Here is a 24,554-nt window from a genome sequence, read left to right on the forward strand (position 1 = left end):
GGAACCGGTCACGGGGAGGGTACTGGCAGGTGCTACCACTCAGTAAGATGAACGACCGTCACTTTTTGTCCGTACGGGGCCTCGCACCCCGGACATCCCGCGCCGGACCTCGCACGACGGACCTCGCGCGTGGGAAAACCCGTTGCCCCGGACCGACCCGCCGGGCGAAGCTCCACGGCATGTCACAAAGCACCGCAGAGACCAGCACGCGCACCCGACGCGGCGTCACCGACCTCTTCGCCGCCGACGGCCGCCTGACGGCGATCCCGCGCAAGGCCGCCCGCCGCGAGCAGTTGCTCGCCCACCTCACCGAGACCCTCTTCGCGGCGGACCGCGCGTACACCGAGCCGGAGGTGAACGGCCTGCTGCTCACCGTCCACGAGGACTGCGCGGCACTGCGGCGGTACCTGGTCATCGCCGGGCACCTCACCCGCACCCGCGACGGCTCCGGCTACCGGCGGGCCACGACCACCCTGTAGTGGGTCGTCAGCCGGCCGTCCTCGCCGATCACGTGGAAGGCCACGGCCGGCGGCTCGTCCGCGTGGATGTACTCGTTTTCCCCGGACGCCGCCTCCCACGGGAGCCGCGTCGTGGACACCACGCCCGGCGCCACGAGTAGCGGCCGCCCCGCGAAGGTGGTCGCCGCGCCGGTGTGGGTGTGCCCGCACAGGAACGCCGTCAGGTGCGGGTGCCGCTCGGCCAGCGCCGCCAGCCGCTCCTCGCCGAACTGCCGGATGCCGTCCACGTAAGGGATGTGCAGCGGGACGGGCGGGTGGTGGAAGGCGACCAGTACGGGCACCTCGCGCGGGGTGTCGGTGAGCACCCCGTCCAGCCAGGCGATCGTCGAGTCCTCCAGGTACCCGCGGTGTTCACCGGGCACGGACGAATCGCACACCGCGAGGACGAAGCCGTCACCGCGCAGCACTTGGTCGACCGGGGCCGCGGTCGGGCGCTCCTCCCCCAGCAGACCGCGCCGGAAGGCGGCGCGGTCGTCGTGGTTCCCGGGGCAGACGACCAGCGGATGGCGGGAACCGAGGGCCTTGCGCGCCTCCTCGTACTCCTCCGGGCGTGCGTGATCGGCGATGTCCCCGCTCACCAGCACCGCGTCCAGCTCGTACGGGAGCCCCTCCAGGTACTCCATGACGACGCGGGTCCGCTCGGCGGCCCGCTCCCCGCCGTCGAGGTGGACGTCACTGAGGTGGGCTATCACGATCACGGGCGATGGCTCCTTCGGTTCGGAAGCTGGGATTGTATGCCCGCGGGGCCGCGGTCCGGCCTGGAGTCGGACGGCGATCCGCCGATCCGGCGATCCGGCGATCCGGCGATCCGGCGATCCGGCGACTCGGCAACTCGGCTTCAAGTCCCCCACCCGGAAGCCGCGGTGAGGAAGCACTCGCGGACGAACGACTCAGCTGCTGCCGCTCCGGCGCGCCCCACCGCACCGGCCCGCCCCCCGACGTAGCGTGGGCCGCGGCCGATTGCCCACAGCCCCATCACCCTGAAGCGAAGGTGACCGCGCATGAGGCGGGAACAGGGAAGCAGCCGGGACGTGATCGTGATCGGTGCGGGCGCCGCCGGTCTCGCCTGCACCGCGGACCTGCTGGCCGGAGGCCTGCGCGTCAGCCTGGTGGAAGCCTCGGACGCGGTCGGCGGGCGCATGCGCACCGACCGCTCCTCCGGCTTCGTCACCGACCGTGGTTTCCAGGTGCTCAACACCGCGTACCCGCAAGTCAAACGCCGCCTCGCACTCCGCCCCCTGCGCCTCAGGCCGTTCACGCCGGGCGTGCTCGTCCACACCGGCGGCGGCAACCTGCTGCGCTTCACGGACCCCACCCGGCGGCCGCGCGAGAGCCGCGATCTGCTGCCGGGCCGGCTGGCCACGGCCCGTGACCTCGCCGCGCTCGGATTGCTCACCGCGCAGGACGCGCTCCTGCCGCCGCGCCTCCTGCGCGCGCGGCCCGATCGGACGACCCTCACCGCGCTCGCCGAGGCCGGGCTCTCCGCCGATCTGGTCGAGACCTTCTTCAGGCCGTTCCTGTCCGGGGTGTTCCTCGAAGACGGCTTGGAGACCTCGTCCCGGTTCTTCCACCTGGTCTGGCGCAGCATGGTGCGCGGCACCCTGTGCCTGCCCGCCGACGGCATCGGAGCGGTCCCCGCCCAGCTCGCCGACCGCCTTCCGCCCGGTGTTCTCAGCACCGAAACCCCGATCGCCCGGCTGACCGGCGACGGGGTGGCCCTGGCGGACGGTTCCGAACGCCGTGCCCGAGCCGTCGTCGTCGCCACCAACGCGGCAGCGGCGGTCCGGCTGCTGCCCGGGCTGAGCGTGCCCGGCGGCCGTACGGTCACCACCCTGTACCACGCCGCCGATCGCTCGCCGCTTCGGGAGCCCACCCTCGTGATCGACACGAAGCGCCGGTTCCTCAACACCTGCGTGCTCAGCGAGGTGCACCCCGGCTACGCCCCCGACGGCCGCGCACTCGTTGCCACCTCCGTCCTCGGGGCACCGGATCCCACGGAGGAGGCAGTGGTCCGGGCCGCGCTCGCCGAAGCGTACGGAGCCGACACGGACACCTGGCAGCTGGTGAACCGGCAAACGGTGCGCGACGCGCTTCCCGCCATGCCCCCGCCCCTTGCGCTGATCCGGACGACCAGGTTCGGCCCGCACCGGTACGTCTGCGGTGACCACAGGGCGACCGGCTCGCTCCAGGGCGCCCTGGCTTCCGGGTCCAAGGCCGCCCGCGAAGTCCTGGCGGACTTCGACCGATGAACCCGCCGGAATGCTTCTATACGCTGGCCCGGTGGCCAATACGGATGTGCGAAAGTCCAGCGGAGGTGTCCCCGAAGGGAACGGCGAGGTGGGCCTCCATGCGTTCGCCGTACAATTGAGGCGGCTGAACGGGGAGATCAACCGCCTGGTCCACGGATTCGCGCACGCCCAAGGGCTCCACCCCACGGACGTCCAGGCCCTGTCCGTCATCCTCGACAGCGCCGCACCCCTCACTCCCGGCCGTCTGCGCGAGCACCTCGGACTCACCTCGGGCGCCGTCACGGCCTGCCTCGACAGGCTGGAGCGCGCCGGCCACATCACCCGCTCCAGGGAGAGCGAGGACCGCCGCGTCATCCACATCCGCTACGCCGAACAGGGCAGGGCCGCGGCCCGCTCCTCCTTCACCCCGCTGGCCGAGGCCACCGACAGCGCCCGTCACCGGTTCAGCGAGGAGGAACTCGCGATCGCCCTGAGGTTCCTCGCCGCCATGAACGAGGAACTCGGCGACCTGCGGGCTCCGGGACGCTGATTTCCCGGCCGGCCCGCATCCGTACCGGCCCTTCCGGGGGAAGACGGGGGGTACGAGCGAGCGGCGGCCCTCCGGGACGTCCTCCAAAGATCGATCGCCTAATCTATTTCAGTCATTGAGATTGTTAACTGTTGAGATAGATCCACAGGAGCACCATGTCCGCCTCACCACGGTCCACCCGGTGGCTGATCCCCGTCGTCCTGCTCGTCGCCTGGCTGCTCGTGGGGGGCGGACTGGGCCCGTACGCGGGCAAGCTCGGCGAGGTGGCCACCAACGATCAGACGGCCTTCCTGCCCCGCAGCGCGGAATCCACCCGGGTCGTCGAGGCGCAGAAGGCCTTCCGCCAGGACGAGAGCCTGCCCGCGATCGTGGTGTGGACCGCGAAGACTCCGGGCGGACAGCTGGGCCCCCGGCAACAGGAAGACGCCACACGGGCCCTGGCCGGGCTCGGCGACGCGGGGCGCGGCGACGCCGGTCTCGTGGCCGGCCCCTCCTCCCCCGCCATCCTCTCCGCCGACGGTCAGGCGCTCCAAGGCGTCGTACAGCTCCGGCCCGACCTCGGCGAGGAGCTGCCCCGCGCGCTGGAGGAGATCGCGGCGGCCGCGGCGACGGTCCCCGGGACCGTCGCGCAGGTGGCCGGCCCCGCGGCGACCCAGGCCGATCTCTCCGACGCCTTCGCCGGGATCGACGGACTCCTGCTGGGCGTCGCGCTCGCAGCCGTCCTGCTGATCCTCCTGCTGGTCTACCGCAGCCTGCTGCTGCCCGTGGTGATCATCATCGGGGCCGTGTTCTCCCTGGGACTGGCCTGCGCGATCGTCTACGTCCTCGCCGACCGCGGGATCGTCCGCGTCGACGGGCAGGTGCAGGGCATCCTCTCGATCCTCGTGATCGGCGCGGCCACCGACTACGCGCTGCTGCTCACGGCTCGCTTCCGCGAGGAGCTCCAGGCCCGCTCGGACCGGTTCGCCGCCGTACGGGCGGCCCTGCGCCGGTCGGTCGGCCCCATCACGGCGAGCGCGGGCACCGTCGCCCTCGGCCTGCTCGCCCTGCTGCTGAGCGACCTCACCAACAACCGTGCCCTCGGTCCCGTGGGAGCGATCGGCATCGTGTGCGCGGTGTTGAGCACCCTCACCTTCCTGCCGGCCGCCCTCGTCCTGCTCGGCCGCGCCGCCTACTGGCCGGCCAAGATCGGCCACACCGCCGCCGACGAGGGCACCGGAACCGGCACCGGCCACGGAATCTGGAAGACCGTGGCTGCCCTCGTGGACCGTGCTCCGCGCAAGGTCTGGGCCCTCAGCCTCGTCGCCCTCCTGGCCTGCGCCGCCTTCGCACCCACGCTCAACGCCAAGGGCGTGCCGCTGGACGAGATCTTCGTGAACGACGCCCCGTCGGTGGCCGCCCAGCAGACCCTGAGCGAGCACTTCCCCGGAGGATCGGGCAATCCGGCCATCGTGATCGCGGACGCCGGCCGGATCGACCAGGTCACGCGGGCGGCCGAGGGTACCGAAGGCGTCGCCTCCGTCACCCCCCTCACCGCACCGGGACCGGCGGGCGGCCCCCCGCTCGTGGCGGACGGGAAGGTCCGCCTCAACGCCACGCTCGAAGCGCCCTCGGACAGCAGGTCGGCGCAGCAGACCGTCGTCCGACTGCGTGAGGCGGTGCACGCCGTACCGGACGCGGACGCGATCGTCGGCGGCTACAGCGCGCAGCAGTACGACACCCAGCGCACCGCCGAGAACGACCGCACCCTCATCATCCCGGTCGTCCTCGTGATCATCCTGATCATCCTCGCGGGGCTGCTGCGCTCGGTGCTGATGCCCCTGCTCCTCGTCGCCACCGTCGCCCTCAGCTTCGTCGCGACCCTGGGCATCTCCGCGATCGTGTTCCAGCAGCTCCTGGGGTTCAGCGGCACCGACTCCTCCGTCCCGCTGTACGGCTTCGTCTTCCTGGTGGCTCTCGGGGTCGACTACAACATCTTCCTGATGACCCGGGTCCGCGAGGAATCCCTTCGGCACGGCACGCGCCAGGGCGTACTGAGGGGGCTGGTGGCCACCGGTGGCGTGATCACCTCCGCGGGTGTCGTCCTCGCCGCCACGTTCGCCGCGCTCGGTGTCATCCCGCTGGCGTTCATGCTCCAGATCGCCTTCATCGTGGCCTTCGGCGTGCTCCTCGACACGCTCGTCGTCCGGTCCCTCCTGGTGCCGGCGCTCGTCCGCGACATCGGCCCGGCCGCGTGGTGGCCCGGAGCGCTCAGCCGCACCACCGACAAGGACGATCAGCACTGACCCCACCGGCGGTCACGGCCCCCGGCGCTCCCCCGGAGCGGCCCGGAGCCGCCCGGACCCGCCCGGACCCGCCCGGACCCGCCCGGACCCGCCCGGACCCGCCCGGACCCGCCCGGAGCATTGAACCGTGCTCCGGGCGGGCAGGACACCACCATGGACAAGTCCTCTGCCGGAGACCGGAACCTCCGGGCGCGGCTCGGCTCGACGCTGTTCAGCCGGGTGGCGGGACCATCCGGCCCCGCCAACCGCGCACGGATCCACACGGCACCCGGACCCCGGTGGTTCGGCCCCGACCGCCCCATCCGTACGGTCCACGGCGACGCCTCGATGTTCATCGGAGGCCTCAGCGCCCTCCTGCTCCAGTCCCTGCACCCGCTCGCCATGGCCGCCGTGGCGGCGCACTCCGGCTTCCGCGGCGACCCGTGGGACAGGCTCCAGCGCACCAGCACCTTCCTGGCCGTCACCACCTACGGCACGGCTCAGGACGCACAGCTCGCCGTCGACAGGGTCCGGGCGGTCCACGAGCGGGTGCGGGGCACCACGGCGGCGGGCGAGCCCTACTGCGCGGCCGATCCCCACCTGCTGGGCTGGGTGCACGCCGCGGAGGTCGACAGCTTCCTCCGTGCGCACGAGCGCTTCGGAGCACACCCGTTGAACGCGGCCGGATACGACGCCTACGTCGCCGACACGGCGCGCGTGGCAACGGCGCTCGGCGTGGTGGCCCCACCACGCGACCGGGCATCACTGCTGGCCCTTCTGGCTCAGTACCGGACGGAGCTGCGGGCCACGCCCGAAGCCCTCGACGCGGCGCGCTTCCTCCTGCGCCATCCGCCGGTGCCCCGGCCGGCCCGGGCCCCGTACGCCCTCCTCGCCGCGAACGCGATCGCCCTGCTGCCCCCGTGGGCCCCGGCCCTGCTCGGCCTGCGCCCCGCGACCGGCCCGGCGGGGACCTGCGTATCCGTGTCAGGGCACGCCCTGACCCGGACGATCCGGTGGGCGATGGCCCCACCGCCCCGACAGCCGCACTGAGCCCTCGCGCACGGGCCGGTTCGCCGAGCGGGTACCTGCACACCGGCGACGGCGGTGGCTCCCTCCTGCACCCCTCCTGCGGGACCGGCCCGCCGACCTGCCGGCCCGAGGCCCCGGAACCGGAAGGGCTTCGCCCGCCCGCCCCGGGGGTAAGGGACGCGGACACCGGTGCGACGGGGGCCGCGGCGCGGAAGACGGGGTGACGGGGTGGGGGAACGGGCAGGGGCGCGGGTACGGGCAAGGGTGCGGGTACGGGCAGGGGCGCGGACGTCAGCGGGGCCGCGGGGCGCGGGATGACGGCGCAGGGCCCGGCCCCCGCCCCGGCCAGGGGCATGGTGACCCGAGTGCGCGCGGCCCTGGCCGGGGTCGGCGGTGCACTGGGGATCCTGATCGGGATCTACGCCGACGAGGCCCGCGCCGTACTCGCCTGGGCCGGGGCGCACGCCGTAGCGCCGGCCGGTGCAGCTCTCCTCGCCGCGTGCGCCGGTTTCGGCCTCGGACGGTGGAGCGGCGGCAGGGCGGGTTCGGCCGGCCGGGACGCGGGGCCGGTGGTGGTCGAGGGTTCCTTCGAGATCAGCGCCGACGACTTCGACGTGGACCTGCCGGCGGACCACATGGTCTTCGGCCGCCGGCTGCGCTACCTGGAGCGGGCCACGGCTTCGCGCGACCTGGTGGTCCTGCTGCACGGTCTGGGCACGGACGCCTCGGAGTTCCGCCCGTACATGGTCTCGGCCCGGCCGCACACCGTCGCGCTGACGGCCTTCGGTCACCATCCGGAGGAGGCGCGGGACGCGCGCTACCGGCCGATCGGCCTGGCCACGCACACCGAGTTGATCGCGGGCGCCATCAGGGCGCTCGCCCGGCGCCACCCGGGCAAGCGGCTCGTGCTCGTGGGGTTCTCGTACGGGGCCGACACGGTCCTGCGCCTGGCCGAGCAGTGGGCGGAGCGGCCGGAGCAACGGCCCGCGCTGGCCGGGGTGTTGTTGTTGGATCCGAACATGAACCGCTCCACACTCCCCGTCACCCGGGCCCTGGCCGGGTTGGACCTGTCCGATCCGGCGGCGGCGCTGCGCGGAATCGTGGCGGGGACCCTGGACCTGGACGACTTCGCGAACTTCTGCGATTACCTGCACCGGATCGCCGGGAAGGACCTGGCGCAGGTGTGCCGGCACGCCGGCGAGGTGTGGGAGGACGCGGAGGAGGTGGGGTCCTACGAGCGGTTCGTACGCCGGTGCGAGCGGCTGCGGTCGGTGTGCGGGGGGCCGGTGCGGATCCATTTCTCCACGCGCTTCGAGACGCACTTCAACGATCTGGTCGCACATGCGCGGCGGCGTGGCGTGCGGGGGGTGTTCGACCTGCGGCGGACCGATCACTTCGCGCTGTGCGCGGAGCCCGCGCTGCGGCCGCAGGTGGAGGCCCTGGTGGCGGGCGCTCCGGCCCCCGCTCCCGAGGGGTGAGCGCGGAGTGGGCCGGGCGGGGTACTCGTCCGCGGCGTCGTCCTCCCCGGGACCTGCGCAGACGCTACTCATAGAGGCATGAGCAACGAGAATGCACCCCCCGATGCCCTGAAGGCGAAGCACCGTGCGATGTGGGCGCTGGGTGACTACCCCTCCGTCGCCTCGAACGTGGTCAACGAGCTGGGTGGCGAGCTGGTCCGGGCCTGCGGCATCGAGCAGGGTGACCGCGTCCTCGACGTCGCGGCGGGCTCCGGCAACGCGTCCATCCCCGCGGCCCTCCTCGGCGCCGAGGTCATCGCCTCCGACCTCACGCCCGAGCTCCTGGAGGCCGGCCGCCGACTCGCGGAGACCCGCGGCGCCCGGCTGGACTGGCGGGAAGCGGACGCGGAAGCCCTGCCCTTCGCGGACGGCGAGTTCGACACGGTGATGTCCTGCGTCGGCGTCATGTTCGCCCCGCACCACCAGGAGACGGCCGACGAACTGGTCCGGGTCTGCCGGCCGGGCGGCACCATCGGGCTGATCAACTGGACCCCCGAAGGGTTCATCGGGCAGATGTTCGCGACGATGCGTCCCTACGCTCCACCGCCGCCGCCCGGTGTCCAGCCGCCGCCCCTGTGGGGCGACCCGGAACACGTGCGCACCCTGCTCGGGGACCGGGTGATCGACTTCGACGCCCGCCGGCAGACGCTGCGCGTGGACCGGTTCGCGCGGCCGGAGGAGTTCCGCGAGTACTTCAAGGCCTCCTACGGGCCGACCATCGCCACGTACCGCTTCGTGTCCGAGGACCCCGAGCGGGTGTCCGCCCTCGACGCGGCCCTCGACGACCTGGTCGCGCGGCACCTCGTCGACGGAGCCATGGACTGGGAGTACCTGCTGGTCACGGCCCGACGGGCCTGAAGTCCGCGCCGTCGGGTCCTCAGGCGCACGGTTCGCTACGGGTCACGCCGGCGGCTCCGCCCGCCGCAAGGAGCGGACCGCCGGGACCGACAGCAGCACCGCGAAGGTCACCACCGCGACCAGGGTGGACACGTACAGCAGCGTGCGTGCGCCGATGAGTTCGGCGACCGGGCCCGCCAGGGCCTGGCCGACGGGGAAGGCGATGAGGGACCCGGCGACGTCGTAGGCGTAGACCCGGTTCAGTACGGCCGCGGGGACCTGGGACTGGACGCTCGTGGCCCACATGACGCTCCAGAACGCCCAGGCGGCCCCGCCCACCACGAAGCACACGCACGTCGACCACAGTGGAAGGCCCAGGGCGTTGGAGAGGGGGAGGACGACCCAGGCGAACATCGCGACCGCTCCGGCGGCCAGCGGCCGCTTCGGGCGGAACCGCATGCCGATCAGACCGCCCAGGACGTTGCCCGCCCCGAACGCCGTCCAGACCAGGCCGAGGCCGGTGGCCCCGTGCTCGTTCGCGACCAGGAGCGTGGTGAGGGGGCGCAGGGGACCGAAGGTCGTGATGCCGTTGACGGCCCAGGCCAGGATGACCACCCACAGCCAGGTACGGGAGCGGAACTCGTGCCAGCCTTCGAGGAGGTTGCGCCAGGTGGACGTCGTGCGGTCCGGGGTGGGCGCGGGGGCGAGCCGCAGCAGGAGGAGACAGGCGCCGCTGACGGCGAAGGTCGCCGCGTCGATGGTGAGGACCAGGGCTACGCCGAACACCGCGACCAGGACCGCGGCGATGGTCGGCCCGGCCATCGAGGCGATGGCCTCGGCGATGCGGATGGTGGCGTTGGCCCGCTGCAGGTCCTTCGCCACCTGGGGAACGATGCTGGCGACGCCGGGCTGGAACGCGGCCGAGGCGGTACCGCTTCCGGCCGCGAGGAGGAGCAGGAGCCAGAGCGGGGCGTGCCCGGTGCCGAAGGCGGTCGCGGCGGCTATCTGGAGGCAGCAGCGCGCGGCGTCCGCGCCGATCATCATGCGGCGGGGTGTGAAGCGGTCGGCGAGCACCCCGCCGAACAGGATGAGCACGGCGAACGGGAGCATCTGCGCGGCCAGGACGAAGCCCACTCCGGTGGCTCCGTAGCCGAGTTGCACGACGCCGTACATCAGTGCCACCGGCAGCATGGCGTCACCGAGGAGCGAGACCAGACGAGCGGTGAAGTACAGCCGGAAGTTCTTGCTCCACAGTGGTGGCGCCGCCGCTTCCCCGACGGCGTCGGTGGTCAGGGTCACGGTTGTTCCCTATCCGTGGAGTCGTGGAGACCTGGCCAGTTCGTCCGTTTCCTGACCACGTTTTGCGTCATTGAATCGATCACGAAGGCTAGAGGTCACCGAATGGGCGGAGCAAGTGGAATAGATCGCCTGAGTGACCGTCACCGCCCCTCGCGCAGAACCTCGGTGGCTCCCTGACCGGGGGTTTGAATGTTCATTCATGCGGGGTGGCCGGGCACATGGTGGCCGGTGCATTCGGCGCTACGCACGGGGACGGCCCCTGCCCACCCGGCCGGGGCCGGGGTGAACAGGGGCCGTCCGTGCGCCCTCTCACTCCTCGCAGAGGGTCAGCACTCGTACCGTGTCGTGTGCTTGAACGTGGACGAGGCGCCCTGGAAGCCGTACGTCCCGCGGTAGGACGGCGGGTTCTGGTACTCGCCGACGATGATGACGGAGTCGGCGCACGAGCCCGGCCCCGACCGCTTGGCCTCCAGTCTCAGCTGCTCCCCGAAGGAGCCGCCCGTGATGTCCCACGGAGCGCCGCAGATGCCCGAGGTGATCCGGCCGCCCGTGACCACGTACGGGTAGGTGTTCGGGTTGTAGGTCACTTCCATGTCGAACGTGGTCGGGCCGTTGTGGAGCTGGAGCTTCGTGGTGGTCGAGACGGCTTGCGCCGATGCCTCCCGGGCCGGCGCGAAGGCTTCGTCGCGGGTCTTCACCTCGGCTCCCTGCGAGTTCAGGAAGCGGTGCTCACGGCCGGTCTGCCGGCCCTTCGACGTCTTCTGTGCGTGAACGGTCATGCGGAGAGTCCTCTCCGGATTGCTGACGGTGGTCAGGAACCCTTTCCTGTCAGGCGAGTTGCTCGGCGATCTCGACACGCAGCAGGGTCCGGACGTTCTCGATGTGGTTGGCCACGGTGATGACCTGGGATCCGGCGAAGAGCAGACCCAGCGCGACACCGTCCTGGGAGGTCACCAGCGAACCGGAGTCGCCGCCCGCGGAGATGTTGGTCGTCAGGATCTGGTCCTTGAAGCGCGCGGTGCCCGCCGCCCCGTAGTTCACGTCGATCGTCGCGTCGACCGAGACGATCCGGCCGAAGGTGACGTTCGTCGTCCTGCCGGTCTTCCGGACGAGGTCGCCCACGGCCACGTTGGCCTTGCGCCGCCAGGCCCGCGGTACGCCGCTGAAGTACTGGTCCCGGGTCGCGTCCTGGAACTCGACCGCGCCCAGCGCCGCGTCCACGATGTTGTTGTGCCGCTCCACGGGGATCAGCGGGGCGAACTGGAGGGTGATGAACCGGTCCAGCGTCGCGATCCGGTCGGCGGGATCCCGTCCGCCGTCGAAGGTGCCCGGCTGGACGATGGCGCTTCCCGCCGGAGCCTGGTTCGAGTCCGCCAGCACGTGGTTGTTGCTGAGGATGTAGAACCTCGCGGGCGTGCCGAGCCCCGGGCCCGGCGGGTCGGTGGAGGCACCGGGAAGGAAGTCGTACACCACGCTGCCGAGCGTGCCGGCCGTCACCCGTACGTTGCCGACCGAGAAGCCGGATGGACACGGCCGCATCCTGCGCCTGAGCAACTGCGGCTCGAACAAGCCGACTCCGGAGCCTTCTTGGAGCATCGGCTGCCCGTGCGAGAGCTGCGTCGACCAGTCGCGTGCGCTGCCGTCTGCCCGGTAGGCGAGGTCGTCCTGCTCGATCATCGTCCGGCGCGGCTGCTGGGCGCGCTGGGCAAAGACGTGGCCGACCGCGATCACGTCGGTCGGAGTGCCGTCGTCCATCTGCCGCGGCACGACGTCCCGTTCGGGGAGCATCGACTCGGGCACCTTCTGGTTCACGAAGACCAGCAGTGCGGGCTCGCCGGTCGGCTGTCCACCGGTCCACTTCACACCGTGGCCGAAGCCGACGACGTTGGACATCGGTGCCTGCGGATGCATGAAGTCGGCGAGTGCCTGGCGGCGGGAGCTTTCGCTCACCTGCCCGCCGGTGGGTCCTCGCATCATGTCGGGTCGGCTCATGCCGACCACCCCTTCTCTCGCTCGTACGCGCATCGCGTACGGCCCCAGGGCGGTGCACGGCAGCATCCGCGCGCCGGTATCACCGTCCGCGCGTCCCCACCTGCCACGTCTTGATGCCCTCGGGGCCATGTCGTCGGTCCGCCGCCCGCACGGAACCCGACTGATGTGGACCGGCAACCAGAGCGCCGGTTCCGATGAGGCGACGGACCCGCCGACCAGTGCGCGGTCACGGCGTCCGGCATCCCCGTCATATGTACGGTCCGGCGGGCCTCTCCCTCGCCCGGCCGGTACGACAGGTCTATGCCCAACTGCCCGTCAAGTCAAGGCGTTCAGAGCGTAATTGCGTTTTTCAAGCCGTTCTGTGGATGTTGACCTTGTATGGGAAAATTGTCGGACCCCGGAGGCTACGGGTGGTCGGGCACGTACTTGTAGCCCACGCGCCGCACCGTGGAGATGCGGCCCCGGTGGGCGGGGCCGAGCTTGCGGCGCAGCCGGGCCACGTGGACGTCGACGGTGCGGCCGTCGCCGACGTGCCCGTAACCCCAGATGGTCGAGATGAGCGCCTCCCGTGTGTGGACCGTGTGCGGGTGGGCCACGAAGTGGGACAGGAGGTCGAACTCCAGGTAGGTGAGCTCCAGTTCGCGGCCGGCGACCTCGACCAGCCGGCGTTCCCGGTCGACCTGAATGGCGTCGCCGGAGCGTACGGGCTCGAGGCGGGAGGCCGGTTCCGGATCGGGAGCCCGCTGCGGCCCGGGATCCAGGGGACGCATCTCCGGGCGCACACCGTGCGAGTTCATCAGCGCCACCGGGTCCACGTTCGCCGGCAAGAACACCAGGTATCCGATGCGGCCGCCGTGCGTTCCGTCGGCGGGGACGGCGGTCGGATGGTCACCGACCAGCTGGAGTCGGGAGGCCGGGAAGCGGCGGGTGGCGGGTGCGGGGAGCGCGGTGGTCATGATGAGCCCCTTCGGCTGCTCGGAGTGAACTACGGATGCCGGGCGTTCGGCCACGACAGGGCAGGGCGGATCCATGACGGATCCGGCGGGGTGGCTCAGAGGGGTCGACGCCAGGAGGACCGCCACCGGGAGGAGAGGGTGGCGTACGGAGCGAAGCGGCGGCCGGATCGCCCGCGCGCGGAGTGGAAATGCCCTGCCGGAGAAGCCTTAGACGGGTCGGCAGACGGCGCTGGCGACGAGACGGAGGTCAACGTGCCTGCGGCGTACGAGCAACGGCTGCGACGGGGGCATGGGCACATCGTGAGGTGCCCGACGGGCCCTCGTCAATACTTTCCTATCAATTAGATAGGGAATAGGAGCCGTCCGGTCGCACCTCCGGCGACCACCGACCCCGGCCGTGCCGGCCGGTGGGTCTCCTGACCTTGCGTCATCTCTCATCTCAAGACCGGACTGTCCGCCATGCGGTCAGGCACTTGCCGGGAAGGCCGCTTCGGGCAAGTATCCCTATCAATCCGATGGGAAAGGTGGGGATCCGGTGAAGCGCGGTTCGAGCACCTCCCGCGCCACCCGGCGAGCCACCGGCCGAAGCCCCAACAATCTTCCGGAGTAGTCGACATGACCACCGCCACCCCCCATGGCACCGCTGTCCGCCCAGCCCCAGCGCCACGCGGCGACGCCCGGGTGTGTCGGTGACTCCCATGCCGACGACACCGAGCACCATCGGCCGTCGGTCCGCCGACGAGCAGCGCCGGGCGGCGCTCCTGCGTACCGCCGACGACGTGGCGGACGATCTCGCCGCGGACGCCATCTTCCGCGACCGGGCGGGCAGGCCGCCGACCGACGAGGTGGCCCGGCTCCGGGAGGCCGGTCTGCTGACCGGCCTCACCCCGCCCGGGCCGGGCCGGGGAGCGGACTGGCGTACCGGATGCACCGTCATCCGGAAGCTCTCCACGGCGGACAGCTCCGTCGGCGACGTACTGGCCCGCCACTACGTGCACGCGTGGAGCGGACGCTTCTACGCGAACCACCACCACGCGACCGACCTCGAAGAGCAGTCGGTGCGCGAGCAGTGGCTGTGGACCGGCGCCATCCGCACCCCGGAGCCCGACGACGACACCGGCGGGCCGGACCTCACGCTGCAGCCCCGCAACACCGGCTACGTGCTGAGCGGGCGCCGTTTCGTGGATACGGCGGTGGCCGTCGCCGACCAGATCGTGGTCGACGCCGTCTGCGCGGTGACCGGTGACGTCCTGGTCGTACGGATCCCACCCGGCGTTCCGCGCATGACCATCGAACCCGCCCACGACCGCCTCGGGCAGCGCGTGGTCGGCGCCGGCGAGGTGGCCTTCGACCGGGTCACCGTCACGCCCGGACAGGTGCTGGGCCGCCGCCCGTACGACGAGGAGCCGGCCGCTCCCTTCACCTCGCTCGCCGATCCGGTGCTCCGGCTGGCCCTGTGCCACGTCGGCCTCGGGATCGTCGAGGGCGCCCTCACCGAAGCGCGCGACCTCAGCAGGGGCGGCCACGCATACCGACTGCCCGGTGCGGACCCCGACCTCTTCCTGACGTACGGGGAACTCGCCTCCGCCGCCCAGACGGCCACCGCCGTGGTGGACCGGGCGACCGAGGTGATGGCGCGGGCCCTCGACACCGGTGCGCAGCTCGACGCCGAGGAACCCGCGGGCATCGCCGCCCTGGTCGCCACGGCCGAGACGGTGACGTCGAAGGCCGCCCTGCACGTCACGGCGCGCGTGCTGGAACTCGCCGACGCTCCCGGGCTGGACCGCTTCTGGCGCAACGCCCGCGTCCTGACGGCCCACCACCCTGCCGCGCACCGTCTGCGCTCCATCGGCGAGCACTACCTCAACGGCTCCCACCGTGCGGTGGCGGCGGCCTTCCACTGACCCGAGGCACCGCGCGGGGTGCTGATCCCCGGCCGCGGGGCGGGTGCTCGTACCCGCCCCGTGGCCGGCGGCGCACCCGCGGCGGACGCCGGGCGCGCAGGCATGCGGGATAATGGCCACATGCGGATCTCAGCCAGGGCGGACTACGCGGTACGTGCCGCACTGCAGCTTGCCGCGTCACAGGATGACGGGCCGCTGAAGGCCGAGGCCATCGCCGACGCCCAGGACATCCCGCACAAGTTCCTCGAAGGCATCTTGAACGACATGCGCCGGGGCGGTCTCGTGCTGAGCCAGCGCGGGGGCAACGGCGGTTACTGGCTGGCCAAGCCCGCCCAGTCGATCAGCATCGCGGACGTCATCCGCGTCGTGGACGGACCGCTCGTCTCGGTGCGCGGGGTTCGCCCGCCCGATCTGACGTACACGGGCCCCGCGCAGGCTCTCCTCCCCCTGTGGATCGCACTTCGGGCCAACGTCCGCGAGATCCTCGACGGCGTGACGCTCGCGGACGTCGCATCGTCCGATCTGCCCCCCGACGTGTCCGCCCTGTCCCGCGCTCCCGACGCCTGGACCAATCCCTAGCCCTCGCCGCACCCCTGTCCCACCCTCACCCCACCCCTGCCCCACCTGCGGTTTCTCATATTTCGAGATTCAACCGTCCAGAATGTGGTCAGTCTCTTGGGGCGCGCCTTCCTGTCTGCCAATATGCCTACCAACCAGGTGGGAAAACTAGGAATCAGGGGGTGAGGTGGCCGTGCAGACACTGCAGCGCGCCGGCCGGATCCCGTCCCTGACCTCCCGCCGGCACATCGACCTGGTCCGTACGTCCAGCGCCATCTGTCAGCCTTCCTGACACCGGCCGCAGGGCCCGGTACCCCGCGCAGGGCACTGCCGGGGCACTGAGCAGCCCCTCGCCGTCGGCCGGCCCGGCCCCTCGGCCGACATCACCGCCCGCGCGCTCCCGTGATCCCGCCGCCCACGGCCGGGAACGGCTGCCGCACGTGCCGACGCCTCCGCGCCGCCGTCTCCGTACCGCCTCGTCCCCGTACTTGCCATCTCCGCATCACCGCATCTCCCCCGACCACCACCCGTGAAAGGACACCTCCGTGTCTGCCGCAAGACCGCTCACCACCCTGCGTGCCATCGCCCTGACCGCTGCGCTCCCCCTGCTGCTCACCGCCTGCGGCTACGGTTCCGAGGCCAAGAAGGACGACGCTCCCGCGAAGGAGAACGTCGCCGCCGACGCCGGCAAGAAGCTGTCCGCCTCCGAGGTCCGCATCGGCTACTTCCCCAACCTGACCCACGCCACCGCGCTGGTCGGTCTCCAGGAAGGCCTGATCGCCAAGGAACTCGGCGCCACCGCCATCAAGCCGCAGTCCTTCAACGCCGGCCCGTCCGAGATCGAAGCCCTCAACGGTGGCTCTCTCGACATCGGCTTCATCGGCCCCTCCCCCTCGATCAACGCCTACGTCAAGTCCAAGGGCTCCAACCTGCGGATCATCTCCGGCTCCGCCTCCGGCGGCGTCAAGCTGGTCGTGAACCCGGCGAAGATCAAGACCCTGGACGACCTCAAGGGCAAGAAGATCGCCACCCCCCAGAAGGGGAACACCCAGGACGTCGCGTTCCTCAACTGGATCGCCGAAAAGGGCTGGACGGTCGACCCGGAGTCCGGCAAGGGCGACGTCTCCGTCGTCCGCACCGACAACAAGGTCACCCCCGACGCCTTCAAGTCCGGCTCCATCGACGGCGCCTGGGTCCCCGAGCCCACCGCCTCCAAGCTCGTCTCCGACGGCGGCTCCGTCCTCCTCGACGAAACCACCCTGTGGCCCGACAAGAAGTTCGTGATCACGAACATCATCGTGTCCCAGAAGTTCCTCAAGGAGCACCCCGACGTCGTCGAGGCCGTGCTCAAGGGAACCGTGAAGACCAACGAGTGGATCAACGCCAACCCGGACAAGGCCAAGGCCTCCGCGAACGCCAAGCTCGCCGCCGAAGGCGGCAAGCCCCTCGACGCCAAGGTCATCGACCCCGCCTGGCCCAGCATCCTCATCACCAACGACCCCCTCGCCGCAACCCTCAAGACCCAGTCCGAGTGGGCCGTCAAGGCCAAGCTCATCGAGAAGCCCGACCTGAGCGGCATCTACGACCTGACGCTCCTGAACAAGGTCCTCAAGGCCGCCGGCCAGCCCGAGGTCTCCGACGCCGGACTCGGCGCCAAGTAGCACACGCTCCGCCCGTGCGACGGCCGTCCTCCCGGACCGCCGTCGCACCGGCGTTCGCGCCGCGGATCCCACCGGCATACCGCTGCGGGAGGTCACCGGGCTGCGCACGACGTTCCCCGGCCGGGACCGGACACCCTGCACCCGCGCCCTGCTCGCTGCCGCGCCCCCGCCCTCCGTCTCGAAGGAGCTCCCCTCGTGACCAGCCCGACCACCCCCACGCCCCCCGCCACCCCGAACCGCCGTGATCCCTACGACGGCTTCGCCGGACGCGTGGGCCGTACCTTCGCCGAGTCCGTGCCGTCCTGGCAGCCGCCGCGCCGGCCCGCGGGCCGTGCCCCGAACGTCGTCGTGGTCCTCGTCGACGACATGGGCTACAGCGACATCGGCCCCTTCGGCTCGGAAGTCCCCACCCCCGTACTCGACGAACTGGCCGAGGGCGGCCTGCGCCTGGCCAACTACCACACCATGCCGCTGTGCTCACCCGCGCGCGCCGCACTGCTCACGGGTCTCAACCCGCACCGCGTCGGGTATTCGACGGTCGCCAACTTCGACCCCGGTTTCCCCGGTTACGGCATGGAGGTCGGCGAGGACGTCCCCACCCTGGCCGAGCTCCTGCACGACGCGGGCTACGCCACCTACGCCGTCGGCAAGTGGCACCTGACCCGCGACTCGGCCTCCAACGCCGCCGATGACCGGCGCAATTGGCCCCTGCAGAAGGGCTTCGACCAGTACTACGGCGTACTGGAGGGCCTGACCAGCCTCTTCCACCCGCACCAACTGGTCCGCGACAACAGCCCGCTGGACATCGACGAACTGCCCGACGGCTACTACTACACCGACGACATCACCGACCAGGCCATCTCCATGGTGAAGTCGCTCCGCGCACACGACCCCGACAAGCCGTTCTTCCTCTACGTGGCGCACAACGCCGTCCACGGCCCCCTCCAGGCGAAGCCCGCGGACATCGCACGTCAGCGCGGTCGCTACGACGGCGGCTGGGACGCCCTTCGCCGGACCCGCTTCGCCCGCCAGATCGCCGACGGCCTCTTCCCCGAGGGGACCGCCCTGCCGGACCGCAACTCCGAGGCGGGCTTCGACGTAGGCCCCTGGGATGAGCTGACGCCCGCGCAACAGCGCCGCTACGCGCGCTACATGGAGGTGTACGCGGCGATGGTCGACAACATCGACCAGAACCTCGGCCGGCTCACCGTGACCCTGCGCGCCCTCGGCGAACTCGACAACACCATCATCGTCTTCACCTCCGACAACGGCGGAACCGGAGAGGGCGGCGCCGAGGGCACGCGCAGCTACTTCAGCCGCTTCGTCCACCAGCCCGTCCCGGACGACTGGAACGAGGACGTGGACCGGGACACCGACCTCATCGGCGGCCCGCAGAGCCTGGTGCACTACCCGCGCGGCTGGGGCATGGCCTCCAACACCCCCTTCCGGCTCTACAAGGGCCAGACCCACGCGGGCGGCGTGCGGGTGCCGTTCGTCATCTCCTGGCCCGAGGGCCTGCGCCGGGCCGACGGCGACAGCGGGGTCCGCCAGCAGTACCAGTACGTCACCGACATCACCCCCACCCTCCTGGAGCTCGCGGGCGTACGGCGCCCGGAGCTGTGGCGCTCGCGGCCGGCCCAGGAACCGGACGGCGTCAGCTTCGCCCCCGTGCTGCACGACGGGCGGGCGCCCAGCGCCCACACCGAGCAGTACTGCGAGATGTCGGGCAACCGCAGCTACTACCGCGACGGCTGGAAGCTGGTGACCCTCCACCGCCCCGGAACGCCGTACGACGACGGCGAATGGGCGCTGTACGACCTGCGCACCGACCCGACCGAAACCCTGGACGTCGCCCGGGACCACCCGGAGGTGGTGAAGGAACTGGCAGCGGCCTGGGAGTCGGCTGCCTGGCGCAACGGCGTCTTCCCCCTCGCCGACGGCAGCGGCGCACTCGCCCGGCGGGGCCCCGCCGAGGAACGCTTCCACCGCCCCCTCACCCTGCTGGCGGGCACGCCCGAGCTGGAGCGCTACCGCTCCTCCCGGCTCATCTCCTTCCGCTCCTTCGACATCACCGTCGAACTCGACGAACACGCCGCCCCGGACCAGGGCGTGCTGGTCTCGCACGGCGACCAGGGCGGCGGCTACAGCCTGTACGTGGAGGACGGGCGGCTGCGGTTCGCCTACAACGAGTACGGAGAACTGCACGAGACCGACGCCGGTCCACTGCCCGCGGGCCGCCGGACGATCACGCTCTCGGCCGAGGCGGTGGAGGGCCTGCGCTGGGAGTTCCGCATCCTGCTCGACGGGGTGGAGACCGGCCGGTCGACCAGCGTGCACCAGCTCATCGGCATGGCCCCGCTGCAGGGCATCAGCGTGGGCGTGGACCGCAGGTCCCCGGTCTCCTGGCCGGTCTACGAACGCCACCGCAGCTTCCGCTACACCGGCGGCCTGCGCTCGGTGACCTACACCCCCGGCACGCAGGCGCCCTACGACCCGGCGCTCGTGGCCCGTGCACTGCGGGAGGCGGCGGCCGCCTTCGAGTGACGACGGCGGCCGGCCGGGCTCAGGATGCGGGCCGCACGGTCCGCATCCGCCCGTAGGCATACACGCACCCCGCGAGCGCGAGGTCCGACAGCAGCATGAAGCCGATCGAGTACGAGTCCTTCGCGCTGTAGATCGCGCCCATCACCAGCGGGGGCACGAAGCCCCCGAGGCCGCCCATCGCTCCGACGATGCCCGTCACGCTGCCCACCTGTGGCTGCGGCGTCACCTGCGAGACCAGGGCGAAGACACTGCCGCTGGCCGTCCCGAGCCCGGCCGCCATCAGGAGCAGGGCGCACGTGCCGACGGGGTTCATCGCCGGGTCGAAGGCCTGCACGATCGCGAGGAGGGCCACCAGGCCCAGAGCCCCGGCCGTGACCTGCGCCGGGTGGATCCGGTCCGACAGCCAGCCGCCGATCGGCCGGAAGACCACCGTGACCAGGGCGAATCCCGCCGCCTTGGTACCGGCGTCGGTCGCGGACAGCCCGTACCAGGTCTTCAGGTACGTCGGCAGGTACACCCCGAACGCGACGATCCCCCCGAAGCCGATCGCGTAGAGCGCGGCCAGCTCCCACGTCACCCGAAGGCGCCCCGCGCCGCGTAGGCGCGAGGCGAGCGAGGCCGTCGGTACGGGCCTGTCCGGCCGGTCCCTGAGCAGCAGGGCAGCCAGGACGGCGTACGCGGCGAGCGCCAGGGCCACCACGAGGAAGGGCAGGTCGGGGTCGTGCTTGGCGATGCGCGGTGTGACGTACCCGGACAGTGCGACACCGCCCATGCCCATCCCGAAGACCCCGAGCGCGAAGCCCCGCCGGGCGGGCGGGAACCAGGAGTTGACGAGCGGGATGCCGATCGCGAACGTCGTGCCGCCCAGACCCAGCAGGAAGCCCACCACGAGCGTCAGAGCGTAGCTCTGGCGTGCCGGGATCAGCAGCAGCACGGGCACGATGGTGAGCGCGGACACCACCGGGAACATCAGCCTCGCGCCGTAGCGGTCGGTCAGCGCTCCCACCGGGATCCGCCCGAGCGACCCGACCAGCACCGGCACCGCGACGAGCAGCGACTGCTGGAAGGAGGAGAGATGGAGCCGGTCCTTGTAGTCGCCGGCCAGCGGCGCGATCAGGTCCCACGCCCAGAAGGTGAGCGTGAACCCGAGCGTCGCCAGGGCCAGATTGCGGTACCCGGCGGACGAGGGCCGCGACGTCGACGTGGAGTCCATCCCGTCAGTCAAGACGCCCCGGGTCGTCCGGTCGCGCAGGACTGCGCCAAAAGGACCACGGACGCCGACCCCGGCAGGGCCTCCGGTCTCCCCTTGCACCGGACGCCGTTCGCCTTCGACCGGCGCCACGTGACTCCGCCCGGGCCTCTCCATCGCCATCGACTTGGCGGAGGGAGACCGACCATCGCAACGCCTCTTGCATGTTCTATGCCATACACCATAGATTACCGACAGGTAGCTCACGCGGTGGGCCGCGTCGTCGTCGCGAGGGTGGTGGAGCGGGTGAGTCCGCGCAAGAGTGACAGCCGTGACCGGATGGTCCTCAGCACTGTTGCCCTGCTGCCCGAGTACGGTGCGAGCGGCACCAGCATCGACCGGGTCCTCGCCCACAGCGGAGCCCCTCGGGGCTCGGTGTACCACCACTTCCCCGGCGGGCGGACTCAGCTCATCGACGAGGCGGTGGCGCTGGCCGGGGACTTCATCTCGGGGCTGATCGACACCAAGACGCAAACCGGTGATCCGGTGGATGCCATCGACGCGTTCTTCGTGCTGTGGCGCGACCGGCTCGTGGAGAGCGGCTTCCGGGCCGGCTGCCCGGTCGTGGCGGTGGCCGTGGAGACCAACGACGAGGCCCCTCAGCTCGCCCGCTCCGCCGCCGCGGTCTTCGCCCGCTGGCAGGAGGCCTTCGCGGCCCTGTTCGTCCGGCACGGCCTGACCGAGGAACGCAGCCGCAGGCTGGGCTCCTTCGTCATCGCCGCGGTCGAAGGCGCGGTGATCATGTGCCGGGCCGAGCAGAGTGCCGCCCCGATCGAGGCGGCCGCCGCCGAGATCCACGACCTGCTCGTGTACGCCCTGCGCGACCGCCGCGAGGCCTGACCCCGCCCCGCCACAACCCGAACTCGCTTCACCTGCATCGTCCGAAGGAGCCGCCATGCCCTCGCTCGATCGTCAGGACAACGACTTCGTCCTCGACCCCGGCGACGGAGAGCAAGCACCTCATCCAAGGAGAACGACCGTGACCACCACCGACCTGACCGCCCTGTCCGGCCTGGAGCTGATGCGCTGGGTCCAGACCGAACGCCCGGCCGACATCCCCTCCATCGGCCGCCTGCTCGGCATGCGCTTCGACGAGGTCGAGCACGGCCGCATCGTCGTCTCCCTCGACACGCGCCCCGACTTCGCCAACCCCCTCGGCACGGTCCACGGAGGCATCGCCGCCACCCTCCTCGACTCCGCCATGGGCTGCGCCGTCCACACCACCCTGCCCGCCGGCACCGGCTACACGACCCTCGAACTCAAGGTCAACTACATCCGTGCCGCCCGCACCGACGGTCAGGTACTCACCGCAGAGGGCAAGGTCATCCACGCCGGACGCCGCACCGCCACCGCCGAGGGCAAGGTGCTCGACGACCAGGGCAAGCTGATCGCCCACGCCACCACCACGTGCATGATCTTCTGAACGGCTGGGGTTTCCCGCGTGCTGCCCGGCAACCGTCGGTCGAACTCTGATTCGACTACCCTGCTGGAGCTGTCACACGTGAACGAAGGACGCATATGGCTCGCCCCTACAGCCCCGGACCGAAACAGTTCGTCTTCGCCGTCGGTGACGGCAACGACCAACAGGTCTCCGTGGGCGACCCTCAGGAAGCCTACGTAGCCTTCTCCGCGTTCTTCCGTGGTCGGGATTCCGAGACCTACACCATCATTGACGAGCCGTCGGGGCAGAGTTTGGTCCTCATGCCCGGGCAAGGTGTGATCTCCCGGATCAAGGATGCGGACCAACCTCGATCGGAATACCTCCAGGTCGACAGGGGCAATCGCTACCTTCCGAGCGCGATGCTGTTCTTCGAGAACGGATATGCCGGCCTCGACCGGTTCGGCCAGTGGTTCTCCGACCTCGCCGACCTCGACGCGTCCCCGGAGACTCGCGGTGCCGCCCGCGCCGCCACGATCACGACGGAAGCGGCGGCGATCGAAGAAGTCGCCCGGATCTGGGCGGATTCGGGCTACGTGGACCCGAGCGACCGGTACTACGTCTTCTTCGACTCGCACGGCGTCGACGATGACCGAGCAGAGCGGGCCGAACTGCTCAAGTTGATCGAGTTCCTCGGTATCGAGCGAGTCGACGCCCCGGCCGAGGCCGCCGGGGGCGAAGTCTGGGTGCGCACCGACACGCGTCTCGACGTCGAGTTCGCACGATGGTCGTGAACGACATCGTTTTCACGCGCGGGAGCGGCTGGATGCCGAACGTGATCCGCGAGGACGGCGAGCTGAAGCTGACGCTCGGTGCCGGGGCCGACGCCAACCACGATCCCCGCACGTTCGCGTTCCCGATCAGCGAAGCCCATCTCGCGGTGATCCGGGAGGACCTGGCCAGGCACCTGCTGCTGTGGAGTGCGGTCCTTCCGCTGTGCGACGCCGCCGGAACCCGGGGCCGGCTCGACGAGAACGCCGCCGTCGCGCTCCTGGACCCGATCCTCCTTGCCGCGCCCGCGGACCTCGACGCGCTCTTCCGGCGCATCCCGTGGGACAGGAGCCGGCTCATCGCCCACGGGGCCGACATCGCTCTGCTTGAACGCGGTCAGGTGTGCGCGGCGATGCGCGGGGCGACGGAGACGTCGAACGGGAAGCGGGCGCAGGAGTACCACGCGGACCGCCGTCGCGCCGAGCGCGGAGCCGTACTCGGTCCACTCGACGCCGCGATGCTGAGGTACACGGGCCAGTACGCACACGGCTCGACGGTTCCCAGGCGGATGCCCGATGCCGTCGACCCCGCGCTGCTGCCCGAGGTCACGCGGGTGATCGCCACCGCGGAGCAGGCGTGCGCCGGAATGCGGATCGGCCGCGATCCGCGCCGGGGAAAGCGCGCCACGGACAAGCGCGACTGGGATCGGATGCGGACGACGGTCGAAGCGGCCGTGCGCCGTACGCACCCTGCGCTCGTCGATGACGCGGTGCGCACCGTGAGCTTCCTGATGTGCTCGGAGGCCGCGGACCGCTCCAGGAGCACACCGATGGAGGATGACGAGGAGGCTGCCGGCCACCGCGCCGACTCCGGCGGGAGTGTGGGGAAGACGGCCCTGTCGTTCACCGACGACAAGGGCGTCGAGAAGAAGTGGCTGCGGGACGGTCCCCGCACTGCCTCCGCGGAGTTCTGGGAGTTCGTCGGCGACCGCTCTGCCGCGGACAACGAAGTGTTCACCATCGAGGACGAGGAGATGGGCGAAGGGATCCAGCTCCACTTCTACGCGGACTCCATCGCCCGGGTCACGACGCTGCGCAAGGGTGACGGCGGGTCGGATCCGGAGTACCGGGTCGAGTACGGCCTGGTCGACGGGATCGGCGCGTACCGGAACCTGGTGAGCACCTTCGTCCGCGGCGGCTGCGCCGCACTCGACCAGCACGGTCCCTGGATGCCGGATGCCGCCGAGTTCGAGCGCGCGCGCAGGCGGCGGCGCGAAGCCCGGTAGATACGCGTCGTCCG

The 24,554-nt window shown here is 71.3% G+C and carries 22 protein-coding genes; 16 read left to right on the plus strand and 6 right to left on the minus strand.

Annotated features, from left to right (window positions below; genetic code table 11):
* The first annotated feature begins 179 nt into the window (after positions 1 to 179).
* Positions 180 to 479 (plus strand): DUF2087 domain-containing protein, encoded by a 300-nt coding sequence (locus OG276_RS03665; protein WP_266902647.1) that lies wholly within the window; start codon positions 180 to 182, stop codon positions 477 to 479.
* Here the strand turns inward: OG276_RS03665 and OG276_RS03670 are convergent.
* Positions 452 to 1,216: a phosphodiesterase gene (locus tag OG276_RS03670; protein WP_266902649.1), complete on the minus strand. Its 765-nt coding sequence runs from the start codon at positions 1,214 to 1,216 to the stop codon at positions 452 to 454. The genes OG276_RS03665 and OG276_RS03670 overlap by 28 nt on opposite strands.
* A 303-nt stretch (positions 1,217 to 1,519) precedes the next feature.
* Between OG276_RS03670 and OG276_RS03675 the strand changes: the two genes are divergently transcribed.
* The 6 genes from OG276_RS03675 (at position 1,520) to OG276_RS03700 (ending at position 8,964) form a co-directional block, all read left to right on the plus strand.
* Positions 1,520 to 2,767 carry an NAD(P)/FAD-dependent oxidoreductase gene (locus OG276_RS03675; protein ID WP_266902651.1) on the plus strand — a complete coding sequence of 416 codons (1,248 nt, stop codon included), beginning with the start codon at positions 1,520 to 1,522 and terminating at the stop codon, positions 2,765 to 2,767.
* An 88-nt stretch (positions 2,768 to 2,855) separates the two neighbouring features.
* Positions 2,856 to 3,296 (plus strand): MarR family winged helix-turn-helix transcriptional regulator, encoded by a 441-nt coding sequence (locus OG276_RS03680; RefSeq protein WP_266902653.1) that lies wholly within the window; start codon positions 2,856 to 2,858, stop codon positions 3,294 to 3,296.
* Between the two features lie 155 nt (positions 3,297 to 3,451).
* Positions 3,452 to 5,581, plus strand: a complete 2,130-nt coding sequence (locus tag OG276_RS03685; protein ID WP_266902655.1) for an MMPL family transporter — start codon at positions 3,452 to 3,454, stop codon at positions 5,579 to 5,581.
* Between the two features lie 153 nt (positions 5,582 to 5,734).
* Positions 5,735 to 6,610, plus strand: coding sequence for an oxygenase MpaB family protein (locus OG276_RS03690; protein ID WP_266902657.1), 876 nt, complete (start codon positions 5,735 to 5,737; stop codon positions 6,608 to 6,610).
* Between the two features lie 332 nt (positions 6,611 to 6,942).
* A complete protein-coding gene (locus tag OG276_RS03695; protein WP_266902659.1) occupies positions 6,943 to 8,067 on the plus strand; it encodes an alpha/beta fold hydrolase in 1,125 nt (374 codons plus the stop codon).
* Between the two features lie 78 nt (positions 8,068 to 8,145).
* Positions 8,146 to 8,964, plus strand: coding sequence for a class I SAM-dependent methyltransferase (locus tag OG276_RS03700; protein WP_266902661.1), 819 nt, complete (start codon positions 8,146 to 8,148; stop codon positions 8,962 to 8,964).
* Between the two features lie 42 nt (positions 8,965 to 9,006).
* On the opposite strand, the gene OG276_RS03705 is transcribed toward OG276_RS03700, so the two are convergent.
* The 4 genes from OG276_RS03705 to OG276_RS03720 all read right to left on the minus strand — a co-directional run bounded on the left by OG276_RS03705 (position 9,007) and on the right by OG276_RS03720 (position 13,190).
* Positions 9,007 to 10,242 carry an MFS transporter gene (locus OG276_RS03705; protein ID WP_266902663.1) on the minus strand — a complete coding sequence of 412 codons (1,236 nt, stop codon included), beginning with the start codon at positions 10,240 to 10,242 and terminating at the stop codon, positions 9,007 to 9,009.
* Positions 10,243 to 10,568: 326 nt separating this feature from the next.
* Complete coding sequence (locus OG276_RS03710; RefSeq protein WP_266902665.1) at positions 10,569 to 11,021, minus strand: hypothetical protein; 453 nt, start codon at positions 11,019 to 11,021, stop codon at positions 10,569 to 10,571.
* A gap of 49 nt (positions 11,022 to 11,070) precedes the next feature.
* A complete protein-coding gene (locus OG276_RS03715; RefSeq protein ID WP_266902667.1) occupies positions 11,071 to 12,234 on the minus strand; it encodes a hypothetical protein in 1,164 nt (387 codons plus the stop codon).
* Between the two features lie 404 nt (positions 12,235 to 12,638).
* The gene (locus OG276_RS03720; protein ID WP_266902669.1) at positions 12,639 to 13,190 is read right to left on the minus strand and encodes a winged helix-turn-helix domain-containing protein; all 552 of its coding nucleotides are present in this window, start codon (positions 13,188 to 13,190) and stop codon (positions 12,639 to 12,641) included.
* Positions 13,191 to 13,888: 698 nt separating this feature from the next.
* On the opposite strand from OG276_RS03720, the gene OG276_RS03725 reads away from it, so the two are divergent.
* The 5 genes from OG276_RS03725 (at position 13,889) to OG276_RS03740 (ending at position 19,857) form a co-directional block, all read left to right on the plus strand.
* Positions 13,889 to 15,094 (plus strand): acyl-CoA dehydrogenase, encoded by a 1,206-nt coding sequence (locus tag OG276_RS03725; protein ID WP_266902671.1) that lies wholly within the window; start codon positions 13,889 to 13,891, stop codon positions 15,092 to 15,094.
* A gap of 120 nt (positions 15,095 to 15,214) precedes the next feature.
* A complete protein-coding gene (locus OG276_RS03730; RefSeq protein ID WP_266902673.1) occupies positions 15,215 to 15,673 on the plus strand; it encodes an Rrf2 family transcriptional regulator in 459 nt (152 codons plus the stop codon).
* 172 nt (positions 15,674 to 15,845) lie between these two features.
* Positions 15,846 to 15,944 (plus strand): putative leader peptide, encoded by a 99-nt coding sequence (locus tag OG276_RS40770; RefSeq protein ID WP_323182305.1) that lies wholly within the window; start codon positions 15,846 to 15,848, stop codon positions 15,942 to 15,944.
* 253 nt (positions 15,945 to 16,197) lie between these two features.
* The gene (locus tag OG276_RS03735; RefSeq protein ID WP_266902675.1) at positions 16,198 to 17,313 is read left to right on the plus strand and encodes an aliphatic sulfonate ABC transporter substrate-binding protein; all 1,116 of its coding nucleotides are present in this window, start codon (positions 16,198 to 16,200) and stop codon (positions 17,311 to 17,313) included.
* 195 nt (positions 17,314 to 17,508) lie between these two features.
* Positions 17,509 to 19,857, plus strand: a complete 2,349-nt coding sequence (locus tag OG276_RS03740; protein ID WP_266902677.1) for an arylsulfatase — start codon at positions 17,509 to 17,511, stop codon at positions 19,855 to 19,857.
* Between the two features lie 19 nt (positions 19,858 to 19,876).
* Here the strand turns inward: OG276_RS03740 and OG276_RS03745 are convergent, their stop codons facing one another.
* Positions 19,877 to 21,070, minus strand: a complete 1,194-nt coding sequence (locus OG276_RS03745) for a NarK/NasA family nitrate transporter (protein WP_266902679.1) — start codon at positions 21,068 to 21,070, stop codon at positions 19,877 to 19,879.
* 282 nt (positions 21,071 to 21,352) lie between these two features.
* On the opposite strand from OG276_RS03745, the gene OG276_RS03750 reads away from it, so the two are divergent.
* From OG276_RS03750 to OG276_RS03765, 4 genes are all read left to right on the plus strand, one after another.
* The gene (locus tag OG276_RS03750; protein WP_266902681.1) at positions 21,353 to 21,946 is read left to right on the plus strand and encodes a TetR/AcrR family transcriptional regulator; all 594 of its coding nucleotides are present in this window, start codon (positions 21,353 to 21,355) and stop codon (positions 21,944 to 21,946) included.
* Between the two features lie 139 nt (positions 21,947 to 22,085).
* Positions 22,086 to 22,529 carry a PaaI family thioesterase gene (locus OG276_RS03755; RefSeq protein WP_323182401.1) on the plus strand — a complete coding sequence of 148 codons (444 nt, stop codon included), beginning with the start codon at positions 22,086 to 22,088 and terminating at the stop codon, positions 22,527 to 22,529.
* A gap of 95 nt (positions 22,530 to 22,624) precedes the next feature.
* Positions 22,625 to 23,278 (plus strand): DUF6357 family protein, encoded by a 654-nt coding sequence (locus tag OG276_RS03760; RefSeq protein ID WP_266902685.1) that lies wholly within the window; start codon positions 22,625 to 22,627, stop codon positions 23,276 to 23,278.
* Positions 23,275 to 24,540 carry a DUF6357 family protein gene (locus tag OG276_RS03765; protein ID WP_266902687.1) on the plus strand — a complete coding sequence of 422 codons (1,266 nt, stop codon included), beginning with the start codon at positions 23,275 to 23,277 and terminating at the stop codon, positions 24,538 to 24,540. The genes OG276_RS03760 and OG276_RS03765 overlap by 4 nt, the downstream gene beginning before the upstream one ends.
* Positions 24,541 to 24,554: the final 14 nt, after the last annotated feature.

The sequence above is a fragment of the Streptomyces sp. NBC_00086 genome, from assembly GCF_026343255.1.
In the GTDB taxonomy this organism is placed as follows: Bacteria; Actinomycetota; Actinomycetes; order Streptomycetales; family Streptomycetaceae; genus Streptomyces.